General features: G+C 35.9%; 17 protein-coding genes and 1 other annotated feature. Of the genes, 6 read left to right on the forward strand and 11 right to left on the reverse strand.

Going from position 1 to position 20,826, the window contains the following annotated elements:
- Positions 1-19: 19 nt before the first annotated feature.
- The 3 genes from P0092_RS14045 to P0092_RS14055 form a co-directional block, all read right to left on the reverse strand.
- On the reverse strand, positions 20-364 hold the full coding sequence (locus P0092_RS14045; RefSeq protein WP_004622094.1) for a histidine triad nucleotide-binding protein: 345 nt from the start codon (positions 362-364) through the stop codon (positions 20-22).
- A gap of 32 nt (positions 365-396) precedes the next feature.
- Entirely contained in the window at positions 397-3,036 is a 2,640-nt protein-coding gene (gene alaS / locus P0092_RS14050) for an alanine--tRNA ligase (RefSeq protein WP_004622095.1), read from the reverse strand.
- A 78-nt stretch (positions 3,037-3,114) separates the two neighbouring features.
- Positions 3,115-3,328 (reverse strand) — a binding site (T-box leader).
- 51 nt (positions 3,329-3,379) lie between these two features.
- Positions 3,380-4,045 carry an HAD family hydrolase gene (locus P0092_RS14055; protein ID WP_004622096.1) on the reverse strand — a complete coding sequence of 222 codons (666 nt, stop codon included), beginning with the start codon at positions 4,043-4,045 and terminating at the stop codon, positions 3,380-3,382.
- A 189-nt stretch (positions 4,046-4,234) separates the two neighbouring features.
- Between P0092_RS14055 and argJ the strand changes: the two genes are divergently transcribed.
- Both argJ and P0092_RS14065 read left to right on the forward strand, forming a co-directional pair.
- A complete protein-coding gene (gene argJ, locus P0092_RS14060) occupies positions 4,235-5,437 on the forward strand; it encodes a bifunctional glutamate N-acetyltransferase/amino-acid acetyltransferase ArgJ (RefSeq protein ID WP_004622097.1) in 1,203 nt (400 codons plus the stop codon).
- Between the two features lie 70 nt (positions 5,438-5,507).
- Complete coding sequence (locus P0092_RS14065) at positions 5,508-5,927, forward strand: chemotaxis protein CheW (protein WP_004622098.1); 420 nt, start codon at positions 5,508-5,510, stop codon at positions 5,925-5,927.
- Positions 5,928-5,987: 60 nt separating this feature from the next.
- On the opposite strand, the gene P0092_RS14070 is transcribed toward P0092_RS14065, so the two are convergent.
- The 5 genes from P0092_RS14070 to pstC all read right to left on the reverse strand — a co-directional run bounded on the left by P0092_RS14070 (position 5,988) and on the right by pstC (position 11,586).
- A complete protein-coding gene (locus tag P0092_RS14070; protein ID WP_004622099.1) occupies positions 5,988-8,018 on the reverse strand; it encodes a methyl-accepting chemotaxis protein in 2,031 nt (676 codons plus the stop codon).
- An 86-nt stretch (positions 8,019-8,104) separates the two neighbouring features.
- On the reverse strand, positions 8,105-9,046 hold the full coding sequence (locus P0092_RS14075; RefSeq protein WP_004622100.1) for a PstS family phosphate ABC transporter substrate-binding protein: 942 nt from the start codon (positions 9,044-9,046) through the stop codon (positions 8,105-8,107).
- A gap of 199 nt (positions 9,047-9,245) precedes the next feature.
- A complete protein-coding gene (locus P0092_RS14080) occupies positions 9,246-9,719 on the reverse strand; it encodes a pyridoxamine 5'-phosphate oxidase family protein (protein ID WP_004622101.1) in 474 nt (157 codons plus the stop codon).
- Positions 9,720-9,774: 55 nt separating this feature from the next.
- Positions 9,775-10,629 (reverse strand): phosphate ABC transporter permease PstA, encoded by an 855-nt coding sequence (pstA, locus tag P0092_RS14085; protein ID WP_004622102.1) that lies wholly within the window; start codon positions 10,627-10,629, stop codon positions 9,775-9,777.
- Between the two features lie 24 nt (positions 10,630-10,653).
- Positions 10,654-11,586 carry a phosphate ABC transporter permease subunit PstC gene (gene pstC, locus P0092_RS14090; RefSeq protein ID WP_004622103.1) on the reverse strand — a complete coding sequence of 311 codons (933 nt, stop codon included), beginning with the start codon at positions 11,584-11,586 and terminating at the stop codon, positions 10,654-10,656.
- Between the two features lie 277 nt (positions 11,587-11,863).
- On the opposite strand from pstC, the gene pstB reads away from it, so the two are divergent.
- Genes pstB through pnpS form a run of 4 tightly spaced genes read left to right on the forward strand, consistent with a single transcriptional unit; the run spans position 11,864 to position 15,878 of the window.
- Complete coding sequence (gene pstB / locus P0092_RS14095) at positions 11,864-12,622, forward strand: phosphate ABC transporter ATP-binding protein PstB (protein WP_004622104.1); 759 nt, start codon at positions 11,864-11,866, stop codon at positions 12,620-12,622.
- Between the two features lie 13 nt (positions 12,623-12,635).
- Complete coding sequence (gene phoU / locus P0092_RS14100) at positions 12,636-13,301, forward strand: phosphate signaling complex protein PhoU (RefSeq protein ID WP_004622105.1); 666 nt, start codon at positions 12,636-12,638, stop codon at positions 13,299-13,301.
- A gap of 24 nt (positions 13,302-13,325) precedes the next feature.
- On the forward strand, positions 13,326-14,042 hold the full coding sequence (locus P0092_RS14105) for a response regulator (RefSeq protein WP_004622106.1): 717 nt from the start codon (positions 13,326-13,328) through the stop codon (positions 14,040-14,042).
- Positions 14,043-14,081: 39 nt separating this feature from the next.
- Positions 14,082-15,878, forward strand: a complete 1,797-nt coding sequence (pnpS, locus tag P0092_RS14110; protein WP_004622107.1) for a two-component system histidine kinase PnpS — start codon at positions 14,082-14,084, stop codon at positions 15,876-15,878.
- Positions 15,879-15,983: 105 nt separating this feature from the next.
- Here pnpS and P0092_RS14115 read toward each other — a convergent pair whose 3' ends face one another.
- The 3 genes from P0092_RS14115 to P0092_RS14125 all read right to left on the reverse strand — a co-directional run bounded on the left by P0092_RS14115 (position 15,984) and on the right by P0092_RS14125 (position 20,793).
- Positions 15,984-18,419: a glycoside hydrolase family 94 protein gene (locus P0092_RS14115; RefSeq protein ID WP_004622108.1), complete on the reverse strand. Its 2,436-nt coding sequence runs from the start codon at positions 18,417-18,419 to the stop codon at positions 15,984-15,986.
- A gap of 639 nt (positions 18,420-19,058) precedes the next feature.
- Positions 19,059-19,886, reverse strand: coding sequence for a carbohydrate ABC transporter permease (locus tag P0092_RS14120; protein WP_004622109.1), 828 nt, complete (start codon positions 19,884-19,886; stop codon positions 19,059-19,061).
- The gene (locus P0092_RS14125; RefSeq protein WP_004622110.1) at positions 19,873-20,793 is read right to left on the reverse strand and encodes a carbohydrate ABC transporter permease; all 921 of its coding nucleotides are present in this window, start codon (positions 20,791-20,793) and stop codon (positions 19,873-19,875) included. The genes P0092_RS14120 and P0092_RS14125 overlap by 14 nt, the downstream gene beginning before the upstream one ends.
- Positions 20,794-20,826: the final 33 nt, after the last annotated feature.

Genomic DNA, 20,826 nt, shown 5'->3' on the forward strand with positions numbered 1-20,826 from the left:
TATTTACAAAAAAACAATGTTACAGTATTTTCGAACCCATTGCTGCGCCCCCCACAAGATGATAATGTAAGTGGAAAACAGTTTGTCCTGCATCTGCTCCGCAATTATTGATTAATCTGTATCCGCTGTCGGAAATACCGAGCTTTTTCGCAATTTCATTGGCAGCCAGATGAATATCCTTCATTACGTCAACATTATCTTCAGAAAGTTCGTTATGTGAAGATATATGTTGTTTAGGAACTATCAGCACATGTACCGGTGCCTCGGGATTAATGTCATGAAAAGAGTAAACCTTATCTGTTTCATAAACCTTTTTTGAAGGAATCTCGCCTTTTACTATCTTACAAAATATACAATCGCTCATAGTATCACTCCTTTTCTATTTTTGAATTTTATTTATTTAATTTGTGATTCCACAATAGAAACAGCAGACTTCAATGCTTCATCAATCTTTGACAAGTCTTTACCGCCTGCCTGTGCCATATCAGGACGTCCTCCACCGCCGCCTCCGGCAGTTTTTGCTACTTCCTTGATGATATTTCCCGAATGGATTCCTTTCGCCACAACATCCTTTGTAGCAGTTACAACAAAGCTTACCTTATCGCCATAGCCTGAGCCAAGAACAATAACTCCTGAACCAAGCTTATTTTTCAGCATGTCTCCTGTATTTCTAAGGCCTTCCATATCCATAGTGTCAAATCTCGCCATAACTACTTTTACGCCTTTTACTTCAACTGCATTGGCAAGAACGCTCTCTGATTCTCCGCTTACAAGCTTGTTACGAAGCTGCTCTATTTCCTTTTCTGCATTTTTTAGTTCCTGTCCCAGGCTTTCGACTTTTTTAAGGCTATCCTGTGGAGTTGCCTTTAAAGCCTGTGAAACTTCGTTCAACAGGTTTTCTCTCTCTGTGTAATATCTTATGGCCGCTTCCCCTGTTAGTGCCTCAAGACGCCTTACACCCGCTGCTACGCCGCTTTCACCAAGAATCTTAACAAGACCGGCCTGAGCTGTATTTTTCAGGTGAGTACCTCCGCACAATTCTACGCTATAATCCTCTACCTTTACTACTCTTACCGTATTACCGTATTTCTCGCCAAATAATGCCATTGCTCCCAGTTTTTTGGCTTCATCAATAGGCATTTCTTTTACATCAACTTCCATGCTGTTGAGAATAGCCTCGTTTGTCATATCCTCAACCTTTTTAAGTTCTTCAGGAGTCATTGCTGAAAAATGGCTGAAGTCAAATCTTAATTTATTTGGCTCTACAAGAGAACCAGCCTGATGAACATGGTCTCCCAATACAGTTCTCAGTGCCTTGTGCAGCAAATGAGTAACCGTATGGTTTCTGTTTATGGCAGTTCTTCTCTTTTCATCTATTGAAGCCGTAACAGTGCTCCCTGTCTCTACAAGACCGGTTTCAACAAAGCCTGTATGCAGGAATTTACCATCAGCGGTTTTTGTGCAGTTTTCAATCTTTATTACGCCATTTTTTGCAATCAGAGCTCCTGAATCGCCTACCTGACCTCCCATTTCAGCATAAAATGGAGTTTTATCAAGAATAACGGTAATTTCGTCTCCTTCTTGAGCGGTATCAACAATTTCTCCGTCCTTAACTATATACAATATTACAGATTCGCAAACTATATTTTCATACCCTACGAAAGCTGTTTTTTGACTTTTGTCCAGTTTGTCAAAAACACTGTCAGACCATGCCGATGTGTCCTTGCTGTTGTGAGCATCTCTTGCTTTCTTCCTCTGAGCGTCCATTTCCTTTTTGAAACCGTCCTCGTCAATTCCCAGACCGTTTTCTTCTGCAATTTCTCTGGTCAAATCAAGTGGGAATCCATAGGTATCATGGAGTTTGAAAACCATTTCACCGGGTATTACTTCCTGCTTTTTAGCTTTTATTTCATCAATAAAATCATTGAGAATAACTATTCCCTGATCAACAGTAGCCTCAAATCTCTCTTCCTCTATTTTTATAACCTTTTTAATGTACCCAGCCTTTTCAGCAAGCTCCGGATAGGCTTCCTTTGATTCGTTTATTACAACCATGGCTACATCATACAGGAAAGGTTTATTTATGCCCAATAACCTGCCGTGTCTTGCAGCCCTTCTCAGTAGTCTTCTTAAAACATAGCCTCTGCCTTCATTTGACGGCAAAACTCCATCGCATACCATCATTGTTGTACTTCTGATGTGGTCTGTAATTACACGGATGGATACATCTGTTTTCTCGGATTTTTTGTACTCAACTCCTGCTGTTTTACAGATGTAATCAAGTATATTCCAAACAGTATCAACTTCAAATAGATTATCAACATCCTGTGAAATACATGCAAGCCTTTCAAGCCCCATTCCGGTATCTATGTTTGGGTGTGTAAGTCTTGTATAGTTGCCCTGTTCATCTCGGTTGAACTGGGTAAAAACGTTGTTCCAGAATTCTACATAGCGGTCGCACTCACAACCGACCTTACAGTCCGGGCTTCCACAACCTTTTTCAGGCCCCCTGTCAAAGTATATTTCTGAGCAAGGACCGCAAGGGCCAGTACCATGTTCCCAGAAATTGTCCTTTTTGCCCATTCGTACAATTCTTTCAGCCGGCAACCCTACAACCTTGTGCCATATATCAAAAGCCTCATCATCATCCTCATAAATTGTTACCCATAGCTTTTCAACAGGCATTTTCAGATCTTCAGTTACAAATTCCCAAGCCCATGGAATAGCTTCATTTTTAAAGTAATCCCCGAAAGAAAAATTACCCAGCATTTCAAAATAAGTACCATGACGTGCCGTCTTTCCAACATTCTCTATATCAGGTGTTCTTATGCATTTTTGACAGGTTGTTACTCTTTTTCTGGGAGGTTCTTCTTGTCCCGTAAAAAATGGCTTCAATGGTGCCATTCCTGAGTTAATAAGCAATAGACTTGGGTCATTTTTGGGAACCAAAGGAGCACTTGCAAGCCTTAAATGTCCCTTGCTCTCAAAAAACTTCAGATAACGTTCTCTTAATTCATTTAATCCTAGTTTTTGCATTTATATTCGTCCTTTCAAAGTATATTGGTCTTCATTTTTTAAGAAGTTCTTTACATAAAAAAACTCCCATCCCAAAAATAAAGGGACGAGAGATATCTCACGCGGTACCACCCTAATTCCCCAAATAGGGGCTCTTAGTCAATCCACAATAACGCCGTGGGTACGTCTATCCTTTTTACCGGACAGAAGCTCCGGAAACTGCTTCGTAAAATGCTCTGCAAGAACTCGCACCATCCGTTCCCTCTCTTTAGCCAGAAAACATAAAACTACTTCTATCCTTCATTGCCATTCTTGATAAAATTATATACAATCTTATATTCCAGTGTCAAGGATTGCAATAAATTTAATCCCTCTGAGCAGCAGTTACAAAGTAAAACAGTTCTAAAGGCGAAGTCAACAGTATTTTTCCGCCACATGCCAATAATTCTGCTTCTTCACGAAAGCCCCATAACACTCCGGCTGCCAGCATCTCTGCATTATTTGCTGACTCCATATCGCCTCCTGAATCTCCCACATATATGGTTTGCTCAGGTGCAACTCCCAATCTTTGTGCAGCTTCTATCAGTGAAGTGGGGTCAGGCTTACGTGGTATTCCTTCCCGTTCGCCAAATACTACCTGAAAATATTCATATCCCAATAATTTTTCAACTATCTCATTTGTAGGTTTATGGGGTTTATTTGAGCAGACTCCCATTTTTATCCCTGCTTTTTTAAGCTTATCCAACATTTCAGGTATTCCTGCATAAGCTTTTGTTTTGTTTACATAATTTTTATTGTATATTGTATGATAGTCTTCCAGTAACTTCTCCACTGTTGTGTCATCTATTCCGTCAGGAGCAGCGTTTTTTATCAGGTTACGTACTCCGTTTCCTACAAACTTTTTATATGATTCAGTTGGGTGAGTCTTGAAGCCGTGTTTTTCTAAAGCTTCATTGGCACTGTCGGCCAAATCCTCCAGTGAGTTTATAAGCGTCCCATCCAAATCAAACAATATGGCTTTGTATTTCATTTTTTCCTCCGATAAATTGCATAGATTAAAGGCAGAACTATTATAGCATAATATTTTTAGTTTAGATTGAATATATGTCAAATTTAAATTGATTCATTCTGCATAATTATGTATAATCAACTTAAAATAAAGATGTTATTATTTGTATTCAAATTTAAATAGAGCCTGAATAGGCACATGGAGGTTCACATGAATATTATTGATGGTGGTGTTACTGCTCCCAAAGGCTTTAAGGCTGCAGGAGTTGCCTGCGGAATAAAGAAAAATAACAGGAAGGATCTTGCGATAGTTTGTTCTGAGGATACAGCCGTTGCATCAGGCGTATTTACAACCAACGTTGTAAAAGGACACTCCCTGCAAGTTTCAATGGAACATATTAAGAATGGTTTTGCCAGAGCGATTGTAATCAATAGTGGAAATGCCAACGCCTGTGTTGGAGAAACAGGTTATAAGGATGCAAAGGAAATGACCGAGTTAACTGCGGAGCTTTTACAGTGCGATGCTCAGGATGTTCTGGTAAACGCTACCGGAGTTATAGGTACAAAGCTGAATATGCCTTCCATAAGATCAGGTATTCGTTCGGCTGTTAATGCCCTAAGCTCTCAAGGCGGGTCGGACGCAGAAGAAGCTATTATGACTACCGATTTGATGCCAAAGGAAATAGCTGTTGATATTGAGCTTCAAGGTGAAACTGTTCGTATCGGCGGTATTGCAAAGGGTTCGGGAATGATTCACCCTAACATGGCTACTATGATAGGTATACTCACAACAGATGCAAATATTTCAAGAAGCCTTCTTGATAAAGCCCTTAAGCAATGTGTAAAAAAGACTTTTAACAGAGTTTCCGTAGATGGAGATACCAGTGTTTGTGATTCTGTTTTTGTACTGGCCAATGGTTTTGCAGATAATGATGCCATTGTTAAAGAAGACTATGAGTATTCAAAATTTGTTGATGCGATGATGTTTGTTTGTACTTACCTTGCAAAGCTAATGGCTAAAGACGGTGAAGGAGCTACAAAGCTTATTGAAATTCAGGTTGACGGTGCCGGTGATGAAAGCGATGCTTATAAAGTTGTCAGTACTGTTGCTAAATCTCCTTTGGTAAAGACAGCTATCTTCGGAGAAGATGCAAATTGGGGAAGAATATTTACAGCTGTAGGATACTCAGGAGCTTCCTTTGACCCTAATCTTACAGATATCTATATAGGAGATATCCTTGTCTGTCGGAACGGAGCTGCCGCTAATTTTGACGAAGCTGCCGCAAAGGAATTACTCAAGAAAAAAGAAATTATCATTAAAATAAATCTTAAAAAAGGAAATGTTTCAGACAGGATATGGACATGTGATTTTTCCTATGACTATGTTAAGATAAACGGAAGTTACAGAAGTTAAACGATTGCCGAATTTTACTATTACTGATATAATGTTTGTACAAGAAATATTTTGGGGAGGTAATTGTAAAATGTCTACGCAATTGGTTTTATTTAAGATAAATAATGAGATATTTGCAATTAGTATAAATAATGTAAATATTATTGAGAGAATTACAGATATTTACAAAGTTCCTGATACACCTGAGTATATTGATGGATTGATTAATTTAAGAGGAAAAGTCCATACAGTTTTCAATTTACGAAAGAAATTTGGATATTCACCAAAAGAATCTGATGACAATACAAGAATTATTATTTTGAATCATCAATCAAACGTTGGCCTTCTCGTTGATGAGGTAATGGAAATATTCAGCGCAGAAGATTCTGAAGTAAAGCCTGCACCTGAGCTTATTTCAGGTATTTCAGGTAAGTTTTTCAGCGGCGTTATTGAAAGAGACGGTCGTATAGTACTTATTCTTGATCTTGAAAAATTGTTTGAAGTGAAATAATACATTAAAAAACAGGTTTGATATTCTCAAACCTGTTTTTTATACCCCATCCGGTATTTTCTAAACTTTAAATAAACCTACAGATGAATTCAGCTTTTTAGATAAGCTCTTAAATATGTTTGATTTTTCATGGACTTTTTTTACGGAAGTAATATTATTTTTAGTGTACTGATGCACATCGTCAGAACTGTTTGCTATCTCTTCGGCAGCGTTATTTATTTGATTAACCAGTAATACAAGATTGTCTTTTTGTTTATCCATTTCATGTAAATAATCAGTTATATTATAAAGGCGAGTATTTATATTGTTTATATTCTTTTGGATTTCCTGAAAACACTCTTTAGTTTCATTTATACAGCTGTTTTGAGAATCCGTTCCTGTGCTTACCTCTTCAAAACCCATGCTAAGATTGTTGGAATTCTGTACAATGCTTTCAATCATTTTTCTTATTACCCCTGCCTGTGAGTTTGTCTGATTAGACAATTCCTTAATTTCTTCCGCCACTACGGCGAATCCTTTGCCTGACTCTCCTGCTCTTGAAGCCTCTATTCTGGCATTAAGTGATAACAGTTGTGTCTGTTTTGCTATACTCTGAATTGTAGCAGTTATAGAATTTATCTGTTGCATTTGTGTCTGTAGTCCAACTATCATTTCATTCATTTTACTTATGCTTTGAAGATTAAGTGTCGAATTTGCCTCCAGCTTATCCATTTGGCTCTTGCCTCTTTCCGCTGAACTGTTGAGTCTGTCAAGAAAGTTGTAGACATTGTTTGAGTGCTCCCTTGTGGTAGCAATCTGAGCTGCAAGACTTTTTATCTCTGCCGCTGCATAATTTGTATTGTCTGCTTGATTCTTAATATTGACATTAATGTTTGATATAGATTTTTGAGTATATTCTGATTTTTCAAATGATTCACTGGCCTCGCTGTACATGAGAGCGGACATTTCATCTATTTCCTTTGATGCCGAACTGATACCTGATATAAGTATATTCAGATTGCTTACCATTTTCATAAATGCATTTCTTAAACTGTTTATTTCTGATATATTGCTTTTTTCGGTAAAGTGAACTTCCAAAAAGCCTTCTTCAATTTTCTTTATTTGTGTAGTAAGTTCAACTACAGGTTTTGATATATATTTTGAATAAATAATGGAGATAATTGTGGCAAGGAGAAGCGATAATACTAAAACAATTATAAGAATAAGAATGTATTGATTCACAGGCAGCATAACTTTGCTATGACTCATTTGAGCACATACAGTCCAATTTGCAAGACCTGACTTCTCCAAGTGGGCTATTTTTTTTATTCCAGAATCCATATAAGTAGTATTTTCACCATATACAGCTCCCTTGATTGGAATTTTGCTGTTTACTTTACTGTTGTCCGTATCGTATATAATTTTAAAACCACTGTCCAATACAATAATTTCGCTTTTTATTTTGCTCTTATCAAGTTTGAAGAATTTATCATAGTCCACTAATGCAGTTATTGTACCACTGAAGCCTGCAAGACTTTTGACTGGTTTTGTAACCGGTATTACTTTTTTGTTTGTTTCTTTTAAAGTTATGTAATTTCCCACTAAAACTTCGTTATTTGTATCTTTTCTTATTCTTTCAAAAAGCTGCGTATCGTAAAAATTAACTATTCCTGATGTTTTTGATTTTTTGGCTGCTGAAGCTATCACTTTTCCGTTTTTATTACACAAATACATTGTTTCAATGAGTCCCTCTGAGCCTTCTACAACATTTCTCATTGAAAGCTGAATTCCGCTGTAGGTTGCTGTATCCATCTTTGCATTAACACTGTTTGCCATTTCAAGTCCTACTAAAAAGGCAGGCTGAGAAGCCACTCCCTTAATGGTACTGTCCAAGCTTTTTATTTTTACTTCTAAATTGTTCATGGTATTATAGGAATCAGATTTAAGATTGTTTAATGAAAGTTCGGTTATTTTTCCTATTGTTGTTACGTAAGTTGTAGTGCTTACTGCAATTATTGGAATAAGTGTTACTGTTATAAGTACAATAAGTAGTTGTATACGAAGCCTTATATTAGTTTTTATTATTTTTCTGCGTATTTTTGTCACAATCATTTTCCATTCCCCTCTGGAGATATTAAGAATTTTATATAAAACGTGGCACCTAAGTAAAAGTGCCACGTTTTATCACAATTCATTACTTATTTAAGCTTAGCTTTTTCAGCATCATAGCTTTCGAGAGGTATATAGCCTACTTCTTTGGTTAATTGTTCTGCTTTATCTATATAAAACTTTACAAATTCCTTAACCGGGGATTGATTAAGTTTATTTTTGTTTACATAAATATACAATGGTCTTGATAAAGGACTATAGGTCTTATCCTTAATTGTCTTTGCAGTCGGCTCAATAGGTCCTTTCCCTGAATCAATTTTCAATACCTTTAATGAATCCTGATTCTCTTCATAGTATGCGAATCCGAAATAACCCATTGCATCTTTGTCACCGGATATACCCTGAACCAGAACATTGTCATCCTCACTTGGAGTGTAGTCAGTTCTTGATTCCTTTGCCTTTTTATTAATCTTTTCGGTAAAGAACTCAAATGTACCAGAATCTGTACCCGGACCATATAATTTAATAGGCTCGTCTGGCCATGCAGGATTTACTTCCTTCCAAGTCTTTACTTTGCTGTCCTTACCCCATATTTTATTCAGTTCATCTACAGTAATAGTTTCAGCCCAAGTGTTATCTTTGTTAACAACAACAGAAATTCCGTCATATGCAATTTCAAGTTCTACATAATCTATACCTTTTGCTTTTGCTGCCTCTACTTCCTCCGGTTTTATTTTTCTGGAAGCATCACATATATCTATTTCCCCAGCAGTAAACTTTTTCATTCCTCCGCCGGTTCCTGACATAGCTACTGATACCTCAACCCCGGACTGCTCGTTCTTAAATTCTTCAGCAACAGCTGATGTTACCGGGTAAACAGTGCTTGACCCGTCTATAACTATCTTTCCGCTTAGATTGGAGTTACTGGCATTATCATTCTTTGTACTGCTTCCGCAAGCTGTCACCGAAACGGCTAAGGCAACGCCTAACGCTAATGAAACCACTCTTTTCATATTTACTAATTTAATCATTTTTATACCTCCCAAATTGAATCCTGCTTAGTTTTTGCAATTAACTGTAATTTATTATGATTAAATTATATAATTTGTTTTTAAAGTCCATATTGGGATTTGGTTAATTATTGTTAAGTCATTATTAAGAATTATTAACACATTTTTTTTCATAGAAAAAGCGGGCCTATTCAGACCCGCTTTTTCTATGAAGTGTCGATTAACGCTGTTTTCTTTTTGCAGTAAATCCGGTTGAAACAAGTTTTAAAACCGTTACTCCCTTTAGATGATTATCTTCATATGTGTAGTCATTTCTTTGAGTGTATTTTTTCATTATGAGGTTCAAACCATGAATTTTATCTTCATTATTAATGAGTACATGAGCAACAGCATCTCCTATAACACTTTCAAATTCCATTGAACAGTCACAGGCTTTTGTCCCTGTTACCAGCTTATGTTTGCAATCCATTTCAAAACATACCCTATTGTTGTTTTTTAATATGTCAAGTTTTCTTCCTGCATTTGCACAATGCAAATATATAATGATATTGCTGTCAACAACTTCGTAACCAAAATTCATAGGTATAATATAAGGCATATTATCATCTGATAAAGCAATTCTGCAAACATCACATCTTTCTATAATTTCAACTATTTCATCCAAATCCGTTACTTGCCTGTCTTTTCTTCTCATTATTATCTCCTGAGTATCAAATATTTTAATAAGTATTATAATGCAGAAAAAATAATTATTCTATGGATTTTTGATATTTATTTCTCAGAACAATGGCAATTGCGTTTGTAGTTAAAAGAATTCCCAGAAGTACTATAATACCTGCAGCAGCTAAGTCCTTAAACTGTTCTTTCGGAAGTCCCATCCAATAATATATTTGCATTGGTAATGCCGTAAATATAGAATTTAATCCTTCAGGGAGCTTTGAAACGTATGTTGCCGCCCCTACCATAATAAGTGGCGCAGTTTCCCCCAGTGCCCTTGATACAGAAAGTATGACTCCCGTAAATATTCCGGGAAGTGCCGCCGGTATAACAATTTTTCTGATGGTCTGCCACTTTGTAGCACCCAGTGCATAGGAGCCGTGTCTCAAATACTGTGGCACAGCTTTTATAGCTTCCTGTGAGGAAACTATTACTATAGGCAGTACAACCAGCGACATGGTCAAAGCTCCGGCTAAAATACTTTTTCCTAAACCAAGAGTTTTTACAAAGACAGTAAGTCCAAGTAATCCGTAGACAATGGACGGAGTTCCCGACAGGTTTGATATATTAATTTTAATAAACTTTGTAAAACGATTGTTTTTAGCGTATTCCTCTAAATATACTGCCGTCCCCAAACCTATTGGGACTGCAAAAAGTATTGTCAACACTATAATATACACACTACCATAAATACCGGGCAGTATTCCTGCTTTTTTAGGAAAACGAGATGGGAAATTTGTAAAAAATTGCTTTGTAAGAAAGGGTACTCCTCTCCTTATAATATCAGCCAGCAGAATGACAAGTACTACTATTCCTATTAGCGTTACGCAAAAAATTACTCCGTGAAAAATTGAATTTTTCATTTTTCTATACTTAATCTGATTCATACAATTACCTCCGATATTATGCTTTTAATATTCCTTTCTGTATTTTTCAACCATGTGATGAGAAAGAATATTAAGTCCCAGTGTAATAAGGAATAATAGCAGTCCTACGGCAAACAATGAATAGTAACCTACTGTTCCGTGAGGGTTATCGCCCTGACTTGCCTGTACAATAAACGAAGTCATGGTTTGTACGCTTTCCAACGGATTAAATGTAAGGTTGGGCCTTGCTCCTGCAGCGATTGTTACAATCATTGTTTCGCCTATAGCTCTTGAAATTGCAAGAACGAAGGAAGCGGAAATTCCAGATATTGCTGCCGGAACAACTACCTTCAAGGAAGTTTCCATTTTAGTTGAGCCTAAAGCAAGTGCCCCCTGTCTTAAGCTATCCGGAACAGCTCTTAATGCGTCCTCACTCAGTGAAGAAACCAATGGTATAGTCATAATACCAACGGCAATACTGGCGCTAAGTGCATTAAAAATTTCCGTCTGTGGCAAAAAAGTTTTGATTAGTGGTGTTATTACGGTCAATGCAAAATATCCGAATACTATTGAAGGTATTCCTGCCAGAACCTCCAGAATAGGTTTTATAATCTTTCTTACTCTTTTGTTGGCATACTCGCTGAGATAGATTGCAGTAAGCAACCCAATGGGAATTGATATAACTGCTGATACTAATGTGATTATTAATGTCCCCATAACCAGAGGTAGCACGCCAAAGCTAGGTTCGCTGAATAAGGGTGTCCATTTCCTTCCGAAAAGGAAGTCCGTAATTGATACATTTGAAAAGAAACCTATGGAATCCTTTAATAATGAAGCAATGATTCCTATGGTCGTTAATATCGTAATTATTGCAAACAAAAACAGGATGTTTCTCGCAATTACATTTGAAACCCTCATTCTTTTTATCCTGCTGTTTACAGCTTTTTTATTCTGAAAAGTACTTGTCGATTCTGTCATAAACACTCCTCCTAATATTGTAATAATAGCATCTGGAGCAATAGTCTAAAAGTAAAGTCATGTTAAACGTGTGTTAATATAATGTTAACTCATATCTGAAATCTATATTCTAGTTTTGTCCTATTGGAACAAAATTTATATATTTTTGTGTTTATGTTAATAATAAAAAATATATACATTATTAACACCGAATTAACACAGAATTAAACCTGCATTAAAAATATATTGATATTATTAATCTGCACAAGTAAATATTTTTTGTATAAGGAATGATAACATGACTAACGAATATAGAATTGTTACTAAGGATCTTAATCTTTACTATGGAGATATGCAGGCGTTAAAGAATGTTTCATTAGAAATTCCCAGCAACAAGGTTACTGCATTTATAGGCCCTTCCGGCTGCGGTAAATCTACCTTCTTGAAGACTTTAAACAGAATGAACGATCTGGTGGCATCAGTCAGGATTAATGGTGATGTCTATTTCGACGGTTTGAATGTTTATAAGGAATATGATATAGTTGAGTTAAGAAAAAATATTGGAATGGTATTCCAAAAGCCTAATCCGTTCCCAATGTCTATATATGATAATGTTGCTTACGGGCCTCGTATTCATGGGATAAAGTCTAAGTCCAAACTGGACGATATAGTTGAAAAGAGTCTCAGAAACAGTGCCCTTTGGGACGAGATTAAGGACAGATTAAAACAGAATGCATTGGGTTTATCAGGTGGTCAGCAGCAGCGTCTTTGCATCGCAAGGGTTTTAGCTGTAGAGCCTGAAGTTGTTTTGATGGATGAGCCTACGTCAGCTCTTGACCCGATTTCAACTCTTAAGATAGAGGATTTAATTGAAGAATTGAAGCAAAATTATACTATTGTAATAGTTACGCATAATATGCAGCAGGCAGCAAGAATATCAGATTTGACAGCTTTTTTCCTCCACGGGGAGGTAGTTGAATTTGGCAATACAAACCAATTGTTCAGCAATCCAAAAGATAAGAGAACTGAAGACTATATAACAGGAAGATTTGGTTAAGAGGTGATTATTAATGGTAAGAAATTCATTTGACAAAGAACTGGAACATTTGCACGGACTTATGGTAAAAATGTCAGCACTGGTTGAGGAATCTATAGAAAACTCTGTTATCGCTTTCAAGAAACAGGATGTTAGTCTTGCTAAACAAGTATTTGAAAGTGATGATACCATTGATGATATGGAGAGTAAAATAGAAAAGATTTGTATAAATCTGATTGCAAGACAGCAACCGCTGGCAAAAGACCTTAGAGCAATAAGCACAGCACTTAAAATTATTACTGACATGGAGAGAATAGCAGACCATGCTGCAGATATTGCCGAATTAACAATCAGAATGGCTGATTTAAAGCAAGTTAAGCCACTGATTGATATACCTCTTATGGCTGACTTAGCGAAAAAAATGGTTACTAAATCCATTGATTCCTATGTAAAGCATGACATTGCTCTTGCTAAAGAGGTCTGCAACAGTGATGATGCAGTAGATAATTTATTTTCAAAAATTGTTCTTGAACTGATTAATATAATGAAGAACAACCCTGAAACTGTAGAACAGGCTACTGATTATATGTTTATAGTGAAATATCTGGAAAGGATTGGAGACCATGCTACCAACATAGCAGAATGGGTGGTTTTCAATGTAACGGGTTCCCATGATCATTTGGCCCGGAAAAATGAATAAATTTTAATTTTATGGGGTGACAGAATGTCTAAACAAGTAATATTTGTAGTAGAAGATGAAATGCATATTCAACAATTGATAAAATATAACCTTGAGGCCAACGGCTTTAAGGTTAATGTTTTTGATAATGGAGAAGATTTGTTGGCATATAGTTCTGAAAATATACCGGATTTATTTATTCTGGATATTATGCTCCCCGGTATAGACGGGCTTGAAGTTTGCAGAAACCTGAAGCAAACAACTAATACAAAGACTATTCCAATAATTATGTTAACTGCTAAAAGTGAGGAATTTGATAAAGTATTGGGACTGGAGCTTGGGGCCGATGACTATATTACAAAGCCTTTTAGTGTAAGAGAACTTGTTGCCAGAGTTAAAGCTTTGTTTAGAAGAGTTAATACAGCTACGGAGCCGAAAATCGATGTCTTGTCACATGGTGAGATTACAATCGATTGCAACAGAAGAGAAGTATACAAAGGCAGCAGGCTTCTGGAAATGCCACTAAAAGAATTTGAACTTCTTAAAATGCTGGTTCTTAACAAGGGCAAGGTTTTATCCAGAGAGCATCTTTTGGATAAAATATGGGGGTTTGATTATTACGGAGAAACTAGAACAGTTGATGTTCATATAAGATATTTAAGACAAAAAATTGAAGATAATGATGAAAATCCTACTTATATCGAAACTGTTCGCGGAATAGGCTACCGTTTTACTGATAAGAACCCTGATTCAGCTAATTAGATGTATTAATTTATCGCTAATGGGGGTGCCCTGAAATAAATGAGAAAAAAAATAATTCAATACTCCGTAATGTTAGTAATAATTGGTATAACCACTGCAGGTATTTTTACCTCTGCAATGGCCAGATATTTCTACAAGCTGGAGGTTCAAAATAATATAGAAAGTATTGCTGTTCTGCTCAAAAACGATATAGTAAAAGAGACCTCTGCTAAAAGCAACTTGGACTTTAACAAGTTTGTAAAAGATTATGCATATCTTCTTAATTCCAGAACAGATAAAGATAAAAATTTCCCTTTGGCCACCAGAATAACAATTATTAACTTTCAGGGAAAAGTACTAGGTGACTCCGACTCTAATATCGATACAATGACAAACCATTTAAATCGAAAAGAAGTTCAAGAAGCTATCCAAGGTCAAACAGGAAAAGACCAACGCTTCAGTTCCACTATGGGAATGCCTTATTTGTATGTTGCTCTGCCAATTAGCGAGCATCACATTATTATAAGAATTTCTGTGCCTTTATATCAGCTTAATGCTATAAATAAAGCATTTTTATATTATACATTGCTTGGAATTCTGGCAGGTTTGTTACTTACTTTACTTATCTCATTAAAATTATCCAGTTTTATTACAAAACCCGTTTACCATCTAATTAATACATCTAAAGAAATAGCCGGAGGTAACTACAAAAAGAGAGTTGATGTGAATTATAAGGACGAGATTGGTCAGTTAGCGTTAACCTTTAATGAAATGGCCGATAAACTTGATGAAACTCTCAGTGGTATAATGGATAAAAATGTAAAGGTAGATACAGTTATTAATAGTATGCGAAATGGTATAATTGCTATTGATAACAACTCAAAAATTATTATCATAAATGCCACAGCCTGCGATATGTTTGATGTCCAGTACGGACCTGGAATTATTGGTAAGAATCTTATAGATATAACGAGAAATTCTAAAGTTAATTCATTATTACGGGAAACAATTAAAAATGATTCCTCGTTGATTGACGAGATTGTAATGTTTTCCCCTTCACTGGGAATAGATAAAATATACAGAATCTATACTAACACAATTAAATCATCAGATGGAAAACACCAAACAGCCGGAGCAGTAATTACTCTTAATGATATAACTTCAGTAAGAAAATTGGAGCAAATACGCACCGAATTTGTGTCAAATGTCACTCATGAATTGAAGACTCCCCTCACATCAATAAGAGGATTTGTTGAAACTTTAAAGAACGGTGCTATTGAGGATACCACAGTAGCTGTAAAGTTCCTTGATATTATTGATATTGAAGCTGAGAGGCTCTATACTCTCATTAACGATATTTTGCAGCTGTCGGAAATAGAGGCTATGCGAAAAGATGACAGTGTAATGGAAATAGATTTAAGGCAAATAATTGATGAAGTTGTCCTTATATTAAAATCTTCAGCGGACAAAAAGAATATTCTTCTTGAGGTTTCAACTGTTCCCTCCCATATTCAGATTATAGCCAGTAGAAACAGAATAAAACAAATGTTAATTAATCTAATTGATAACGCAATTAAGTATAATGTTGAAAATGGAAAAATTTGCGTTAAAGCAGAAAAAAATAATGGGAATACAGTGATTTCAATAAAAGATACGGGCATAGGGATTCCGGAAATGCATCACTCAAGAATCTTTGAAAGATTTTACAGAGTAGATAAAGGACGTTCAAGAAACATGGGTGGCACAGGCCTTGGGCTATCTATTGTAAAGCATATAATAAATCTATATAGCGGTGACATTCATATTATAAGTGAACCCGGCAAGGGAACAGAATTTATTGTTAAACTTCCATTGTAAAACTATATCTTAGTTAAAGTAACAAAGCAGCCTTCTATTGTATAGCCTGTACAATAGAAAGCTGCTTTGTTTGCATATTGAGGAATCTATTTTAATTTACAGAAATTATCCCATTACAACTTCAACCTGATGTGTCTTTCCATCATTAAATACAGGAATTATATTACCATCAATCTCTTTTCCGTCCACAACAAGCTTCTTAACTCCTTTTGAAACGTGTTCAGGATTACTAATGGTAATTTCAAAAATAGCATTTCTGAATTTTCTCGTTATTTTGTAGCCTTCCCAACTTGTAGGAATACATGGATCAACCATCAGCCCCAAATAATCAGGCTTAATTCCCAGTATATTTTGAGAAATTACTACAAAGTTCCATGCTGCAGTACCTGTAAGCCAGGAATTCTTTGCTTCTCCAGGTCTCTTAGCATCCTTACCTGCAATCATCTGAGAATAAACATATGGTTCAGTTTTGTGAATTTCACTTATCTCTTCAGTATATGCAGGAGCAATTTTTGAATAGTATTCAAAAGCCCTGTCGCCTCTGCCTATAGCCGTTTCACCGGCAATAACCCATGGATTATTGTGGCAGAATATGCCTGCATTTTCTTTATATCCTGCCGGATATGTAGATATTTCTCCCATATTTACATAGTATTTTGTAAATGCCGGATTTTGAAGTACAAGCCCATATGGAGTATCCAAGTATGTTCTTGCAGAGTCCAGAGCTTTCTCAACATAACCGTCTTCAATACCTATTTCTGCCATAGAACAGAAGCCCTGTGATTCTATGAATATCTTGCCCTCTTCATTTTCATTACTGCCAATCTTATCACCGTTATCATCATAAGCACGAATGAACCATTCCCCGTCCCAACCGTACTCCTTAACAGTCTTTATCATTTTATCAATTTCAGTTTGAGCCTTAGCAGCCTCTTCTTCAAGTCCGTTAAGTTTGCAAAGCTTTACATACTCAGGACCATAATATACAAACATTCCCGCTATCAGAACAGACTCTGCAACTTTCCCTTCCTTACTAGTAGTTGTCTGGAAGGATTCATCAGGAGTCTCAGAGAAGCAGTTAAGGTTCAGACAGTCGTTCCAATCTGCTCTTCCTATTAGTGGCAGTCCATGAGGTCCAAGATTATTTACAACATGATAGAAAGATCTTCTTAAATGTTCAAATAAAGAAGCAGTTTTGTTGTCATCATTATCAAAAGGAACATTTTCCTTTAGTATATCCATATCCCCTGTCTCTTTTATATAAGCAGCAACAGAAGCAATCAACCACACCGGATCATCATTAAAATTACCACCGATTTCGTTGTTACCCTTCTTTGTAAGAGGCTGATACTGATGATATGCACCGCCATTCTCCAATTGGGTAGCAGCTATATCAAGTATTCTTTCTCTTGCTCTGTCAGGTATCTGATGTACAAATCCCAATATATCCTGATTTGAATCTCTGAAACCCATACCTCTTCCGATACCTGTTTCAAAGTATGAAGCACTTCTTGACATATTGAAAGTAACCATACATTGATATTGATTCCATATGTTTACCATTCTGGACAGCTTATCGTCTTTATGCTCCAGTTTGTACTGTGTAAACAGTTGGCTCCAATAGTTCTGCAGTTCTTCGAAAGCTGCCTGAACTCCAGCAGGATTACCCTTTTCTTCTATCATTTTATATGCGCTCTTTTTATTTATAACGCCTTTGCTTTCCCATTTATCATTTACATCGTTCTCAACATAACCCAGAATAAAATCAAATTCCTTTTCTTCACCTGCTTTTAATTCAACAGTTATACAGTGTGAAGCCATTGGCCCCCATCCGTCAGCCATAGTATTCTTAGGTTCACCACTGACAGGAACCTGAGGAGCATCAAATCCATTATATAAACCAACGAACTGATCTCTGTCAGTATCAAATCCTGTTAATTCGGCATTAACAGAATAAAATGAAAAATGATTTCTTCTTTCCTTATATTCTGTTTTATGATAAATAACTGAGTTCTCAACTTCAACTTCACCAGTACTTAAATTTCTCTGATAATTTGTCATATCATCATAGGCATTCCATAAGCAGAATTCGATACATGAGAATAATTTGACACTTTTATTATCAGATGTTGTATTTTTAACTCTTACACGATGAATTTCACCATTAAACTTTAATGGTACGAAATATAATACTTCTGTGCTGATGCCATCTTTGCTTCCGGTTATCTTGGTATATCCCAAGCCGTGTCTGCACTCGTAGGAATCCAGTTCAGCCTTAACAGGAGACCATCCCGGTGACCAAAGTGAACCGTTATCGTTTATATAGAAATATCTTCCTCCCACATCAATTGGGACGTTGTTATATCTGTAACGGGTTATTCTGCGCAAACGTGCATCCTTGTAGAAACAATAGCCACCTGCAGTATTTGATATTAAAGAAAAGAAATCCTGAGTTCCAAGATAATTTATCCAAGGATAAGGTGTTTTAGGTGTTGTGATGACATATTCTCTATTTGAATCATCAAAAAAACCGTATTTCAAATTTATAACCCCTTTCGATTGTTCAATTATTTTATGAGAAATCTCTGTTAAGACTTATAACATGTTTCTCTAATAATCATTATTTTAAATTTTTACTTTTAGAACTATTAATAAAGAAAATTTCTATTATAGTATTTTTAAGAAATCAAAAAGACGGGGGTCCCTTTTTAGAGACATTTCTTTGAACATTAGCTTCTCTTCTCAATTCTTCCCCCGCCTGTTTCTACATTGTAATAAAATACTTTTTCCAACACAGATATATTGTTTATAGACAACAAGTGAAACAATACTTTTATTTTTGGTATTGTATAATTGCCGATGCCATTTTTTCGTACAAAAAGTTTAATAATGCAACTTTTTGTAGAAAATCAACCTATTTATATTTTATTCAAATTGAGAAAAACTTGAATAGAACAACTTGCTTAAATGTGCAATATTTTGTCATGGCTTAGTTGTAATAATAATAATCCATATTTAACATTACTCCAGTTAATTTTCTTTGAGCAGTCTTTTATCTGCTCAAAGAGTAAATTTAACCAGTTTATTTCAAATACTTTGAATACCCATATTATAATGTATTCAAAACTAAAAACTCTTTAAATAAATTGTACATAAGAAATCTTTACATAAGTCTGCAAGTTAGCCTTTTACGGACCCCGCAGTAATACCTTGAATAAGTGATTTTGAGAATACCAGGAATATACAGAACATAGGTATTGTACCAATAACCAAGGCTGCTATTCTGGCACCATAGTTTGCTCTGTACAACGCATCCAATGTTGATAATCCAAGAGTAACAGTAAACTTCTTCTGAGTATTAATTAATACCAGTGGTAACAGATACGAATTCCAAGCTGCCATAAAGCATAACAAGGCCTGTGAACCAAGTGCCGGCTTAATAAATGGCACAACCAACTTGAAGAAAATACCTCCTTCAGTACAACCGTCCATTCTTCCGCTCTCAATTATTTCTGTAGGAACGCCTTGAACTGTGTATTGTCTTATCCAGTAAACAGCAAAGGCATTCGCAGCTGCCGGAATGATAAGCGACAAATGTGAATCAGTCCAACCAATTAAATTCATTTCACTTACAAATGCTATCAAACCCAACTGAGTAGGAAGCATCATAGTAATCAAAATTGCATAGTATGCTACTTTTTTGAACCTAAAGTTAAATTTGGCAAGTGCATATCCGCACATTGCACATACAAATACTGTTAAGGCTGTTGAAAGCACAGCAATGTATATACTGTTAAAATAGAATCTTCCAAAACCCGCATTTAGAAAAACATCTTTTAGATTTACCATAAAGTTGTTTCCCGGCAATAAATGAAGGTCTGTAAAAAGAGCATTTGAATCATAAGTACTCATAATTACCATAAGATAAAAAGGACCTATAGCAATTACTGAACTAACAGCCAGAAATATGTATAAAATAAAGGAATAAACTTTATTAGATTGCTCCATCTTTATCCCCTCCATTCATGAACTTTAATGAAACAAATGAGAATATAGCTATTACTACAAACATTCCATATGCTACAGCACTACCATAGCCATATTGAGAGTTCTGGAACGCCCCCTTACTCATAAGCATTACCAAAGTCAATACTGCACCATCAGGGCCTCCTGAATATGGTCCGGTTTGATAATTTCCCTGAGTATAAATAATATTTGGTTCATCAAAGGTCTGGAAACCACCTATAAGGGATGTGATAACCATATATATTATTATAGGCTTTATCATTGGAAGAGAAATATTCCAAAAATTATGCCATGCTCTGGCTCCATCAACACGTGCAGCCTCGTACAATTCCTCCGGTACTGATACAAAACCGGCTATGAAGAACAGTACGCAATATCCTGTGTATCTCCACAGCATGATAACTGCAATAACTACTTTAGCTAATTTGGGACTTGCAAGATAATCAATGGGCTCTTTAAGAATATGGAGTTTCAATAAGATAGCATTAATTGTTCCTGATGAACCGCCGTCAAAGAAGAATGCCCACAACAATCCCGCAGCTATCGGTATAACAAGATATGGTGTAAAAATTGCAGTTTTAAAAACTTCTTTATGCCTGACAAGCTTTGAATTAATCATATAGGCAATAATTACTGCAAATATCAACTGCAATGGTATTAACATAAGCATAATGATTGCAGTATTTTTAAGAGCTAAAACAAACTCCCCATTTTCAAACATTCTTTGGTAATTTGCTAATCCTATAAATTTTATTCCCGTGTATCCGTTCCATTCATTAAGGCTCATATACAACGTAAATACTATAGGAATTAATGAAAATGCTATGAAAAGTAGGAAGTAAGGTGCCATGAAAAGATAAGGTGTTGATTTCTTTGAGAGATTTTTCATTACTAACCACCCCCGTGTGCTTGATTAAGTACA

The sequence above is a fragment of the Ruminiclostridium papyrosolvens DSM 2782 genome, from assembly GCF_029318685.1.
GTDB classification, from domain to species: domain Bacteria; phylum Bacillota; class Clostridia; order Acetivibrionales; family DSM-1351; genus Ruminiclostridium; species Ruminiclostridium papyrosolvens.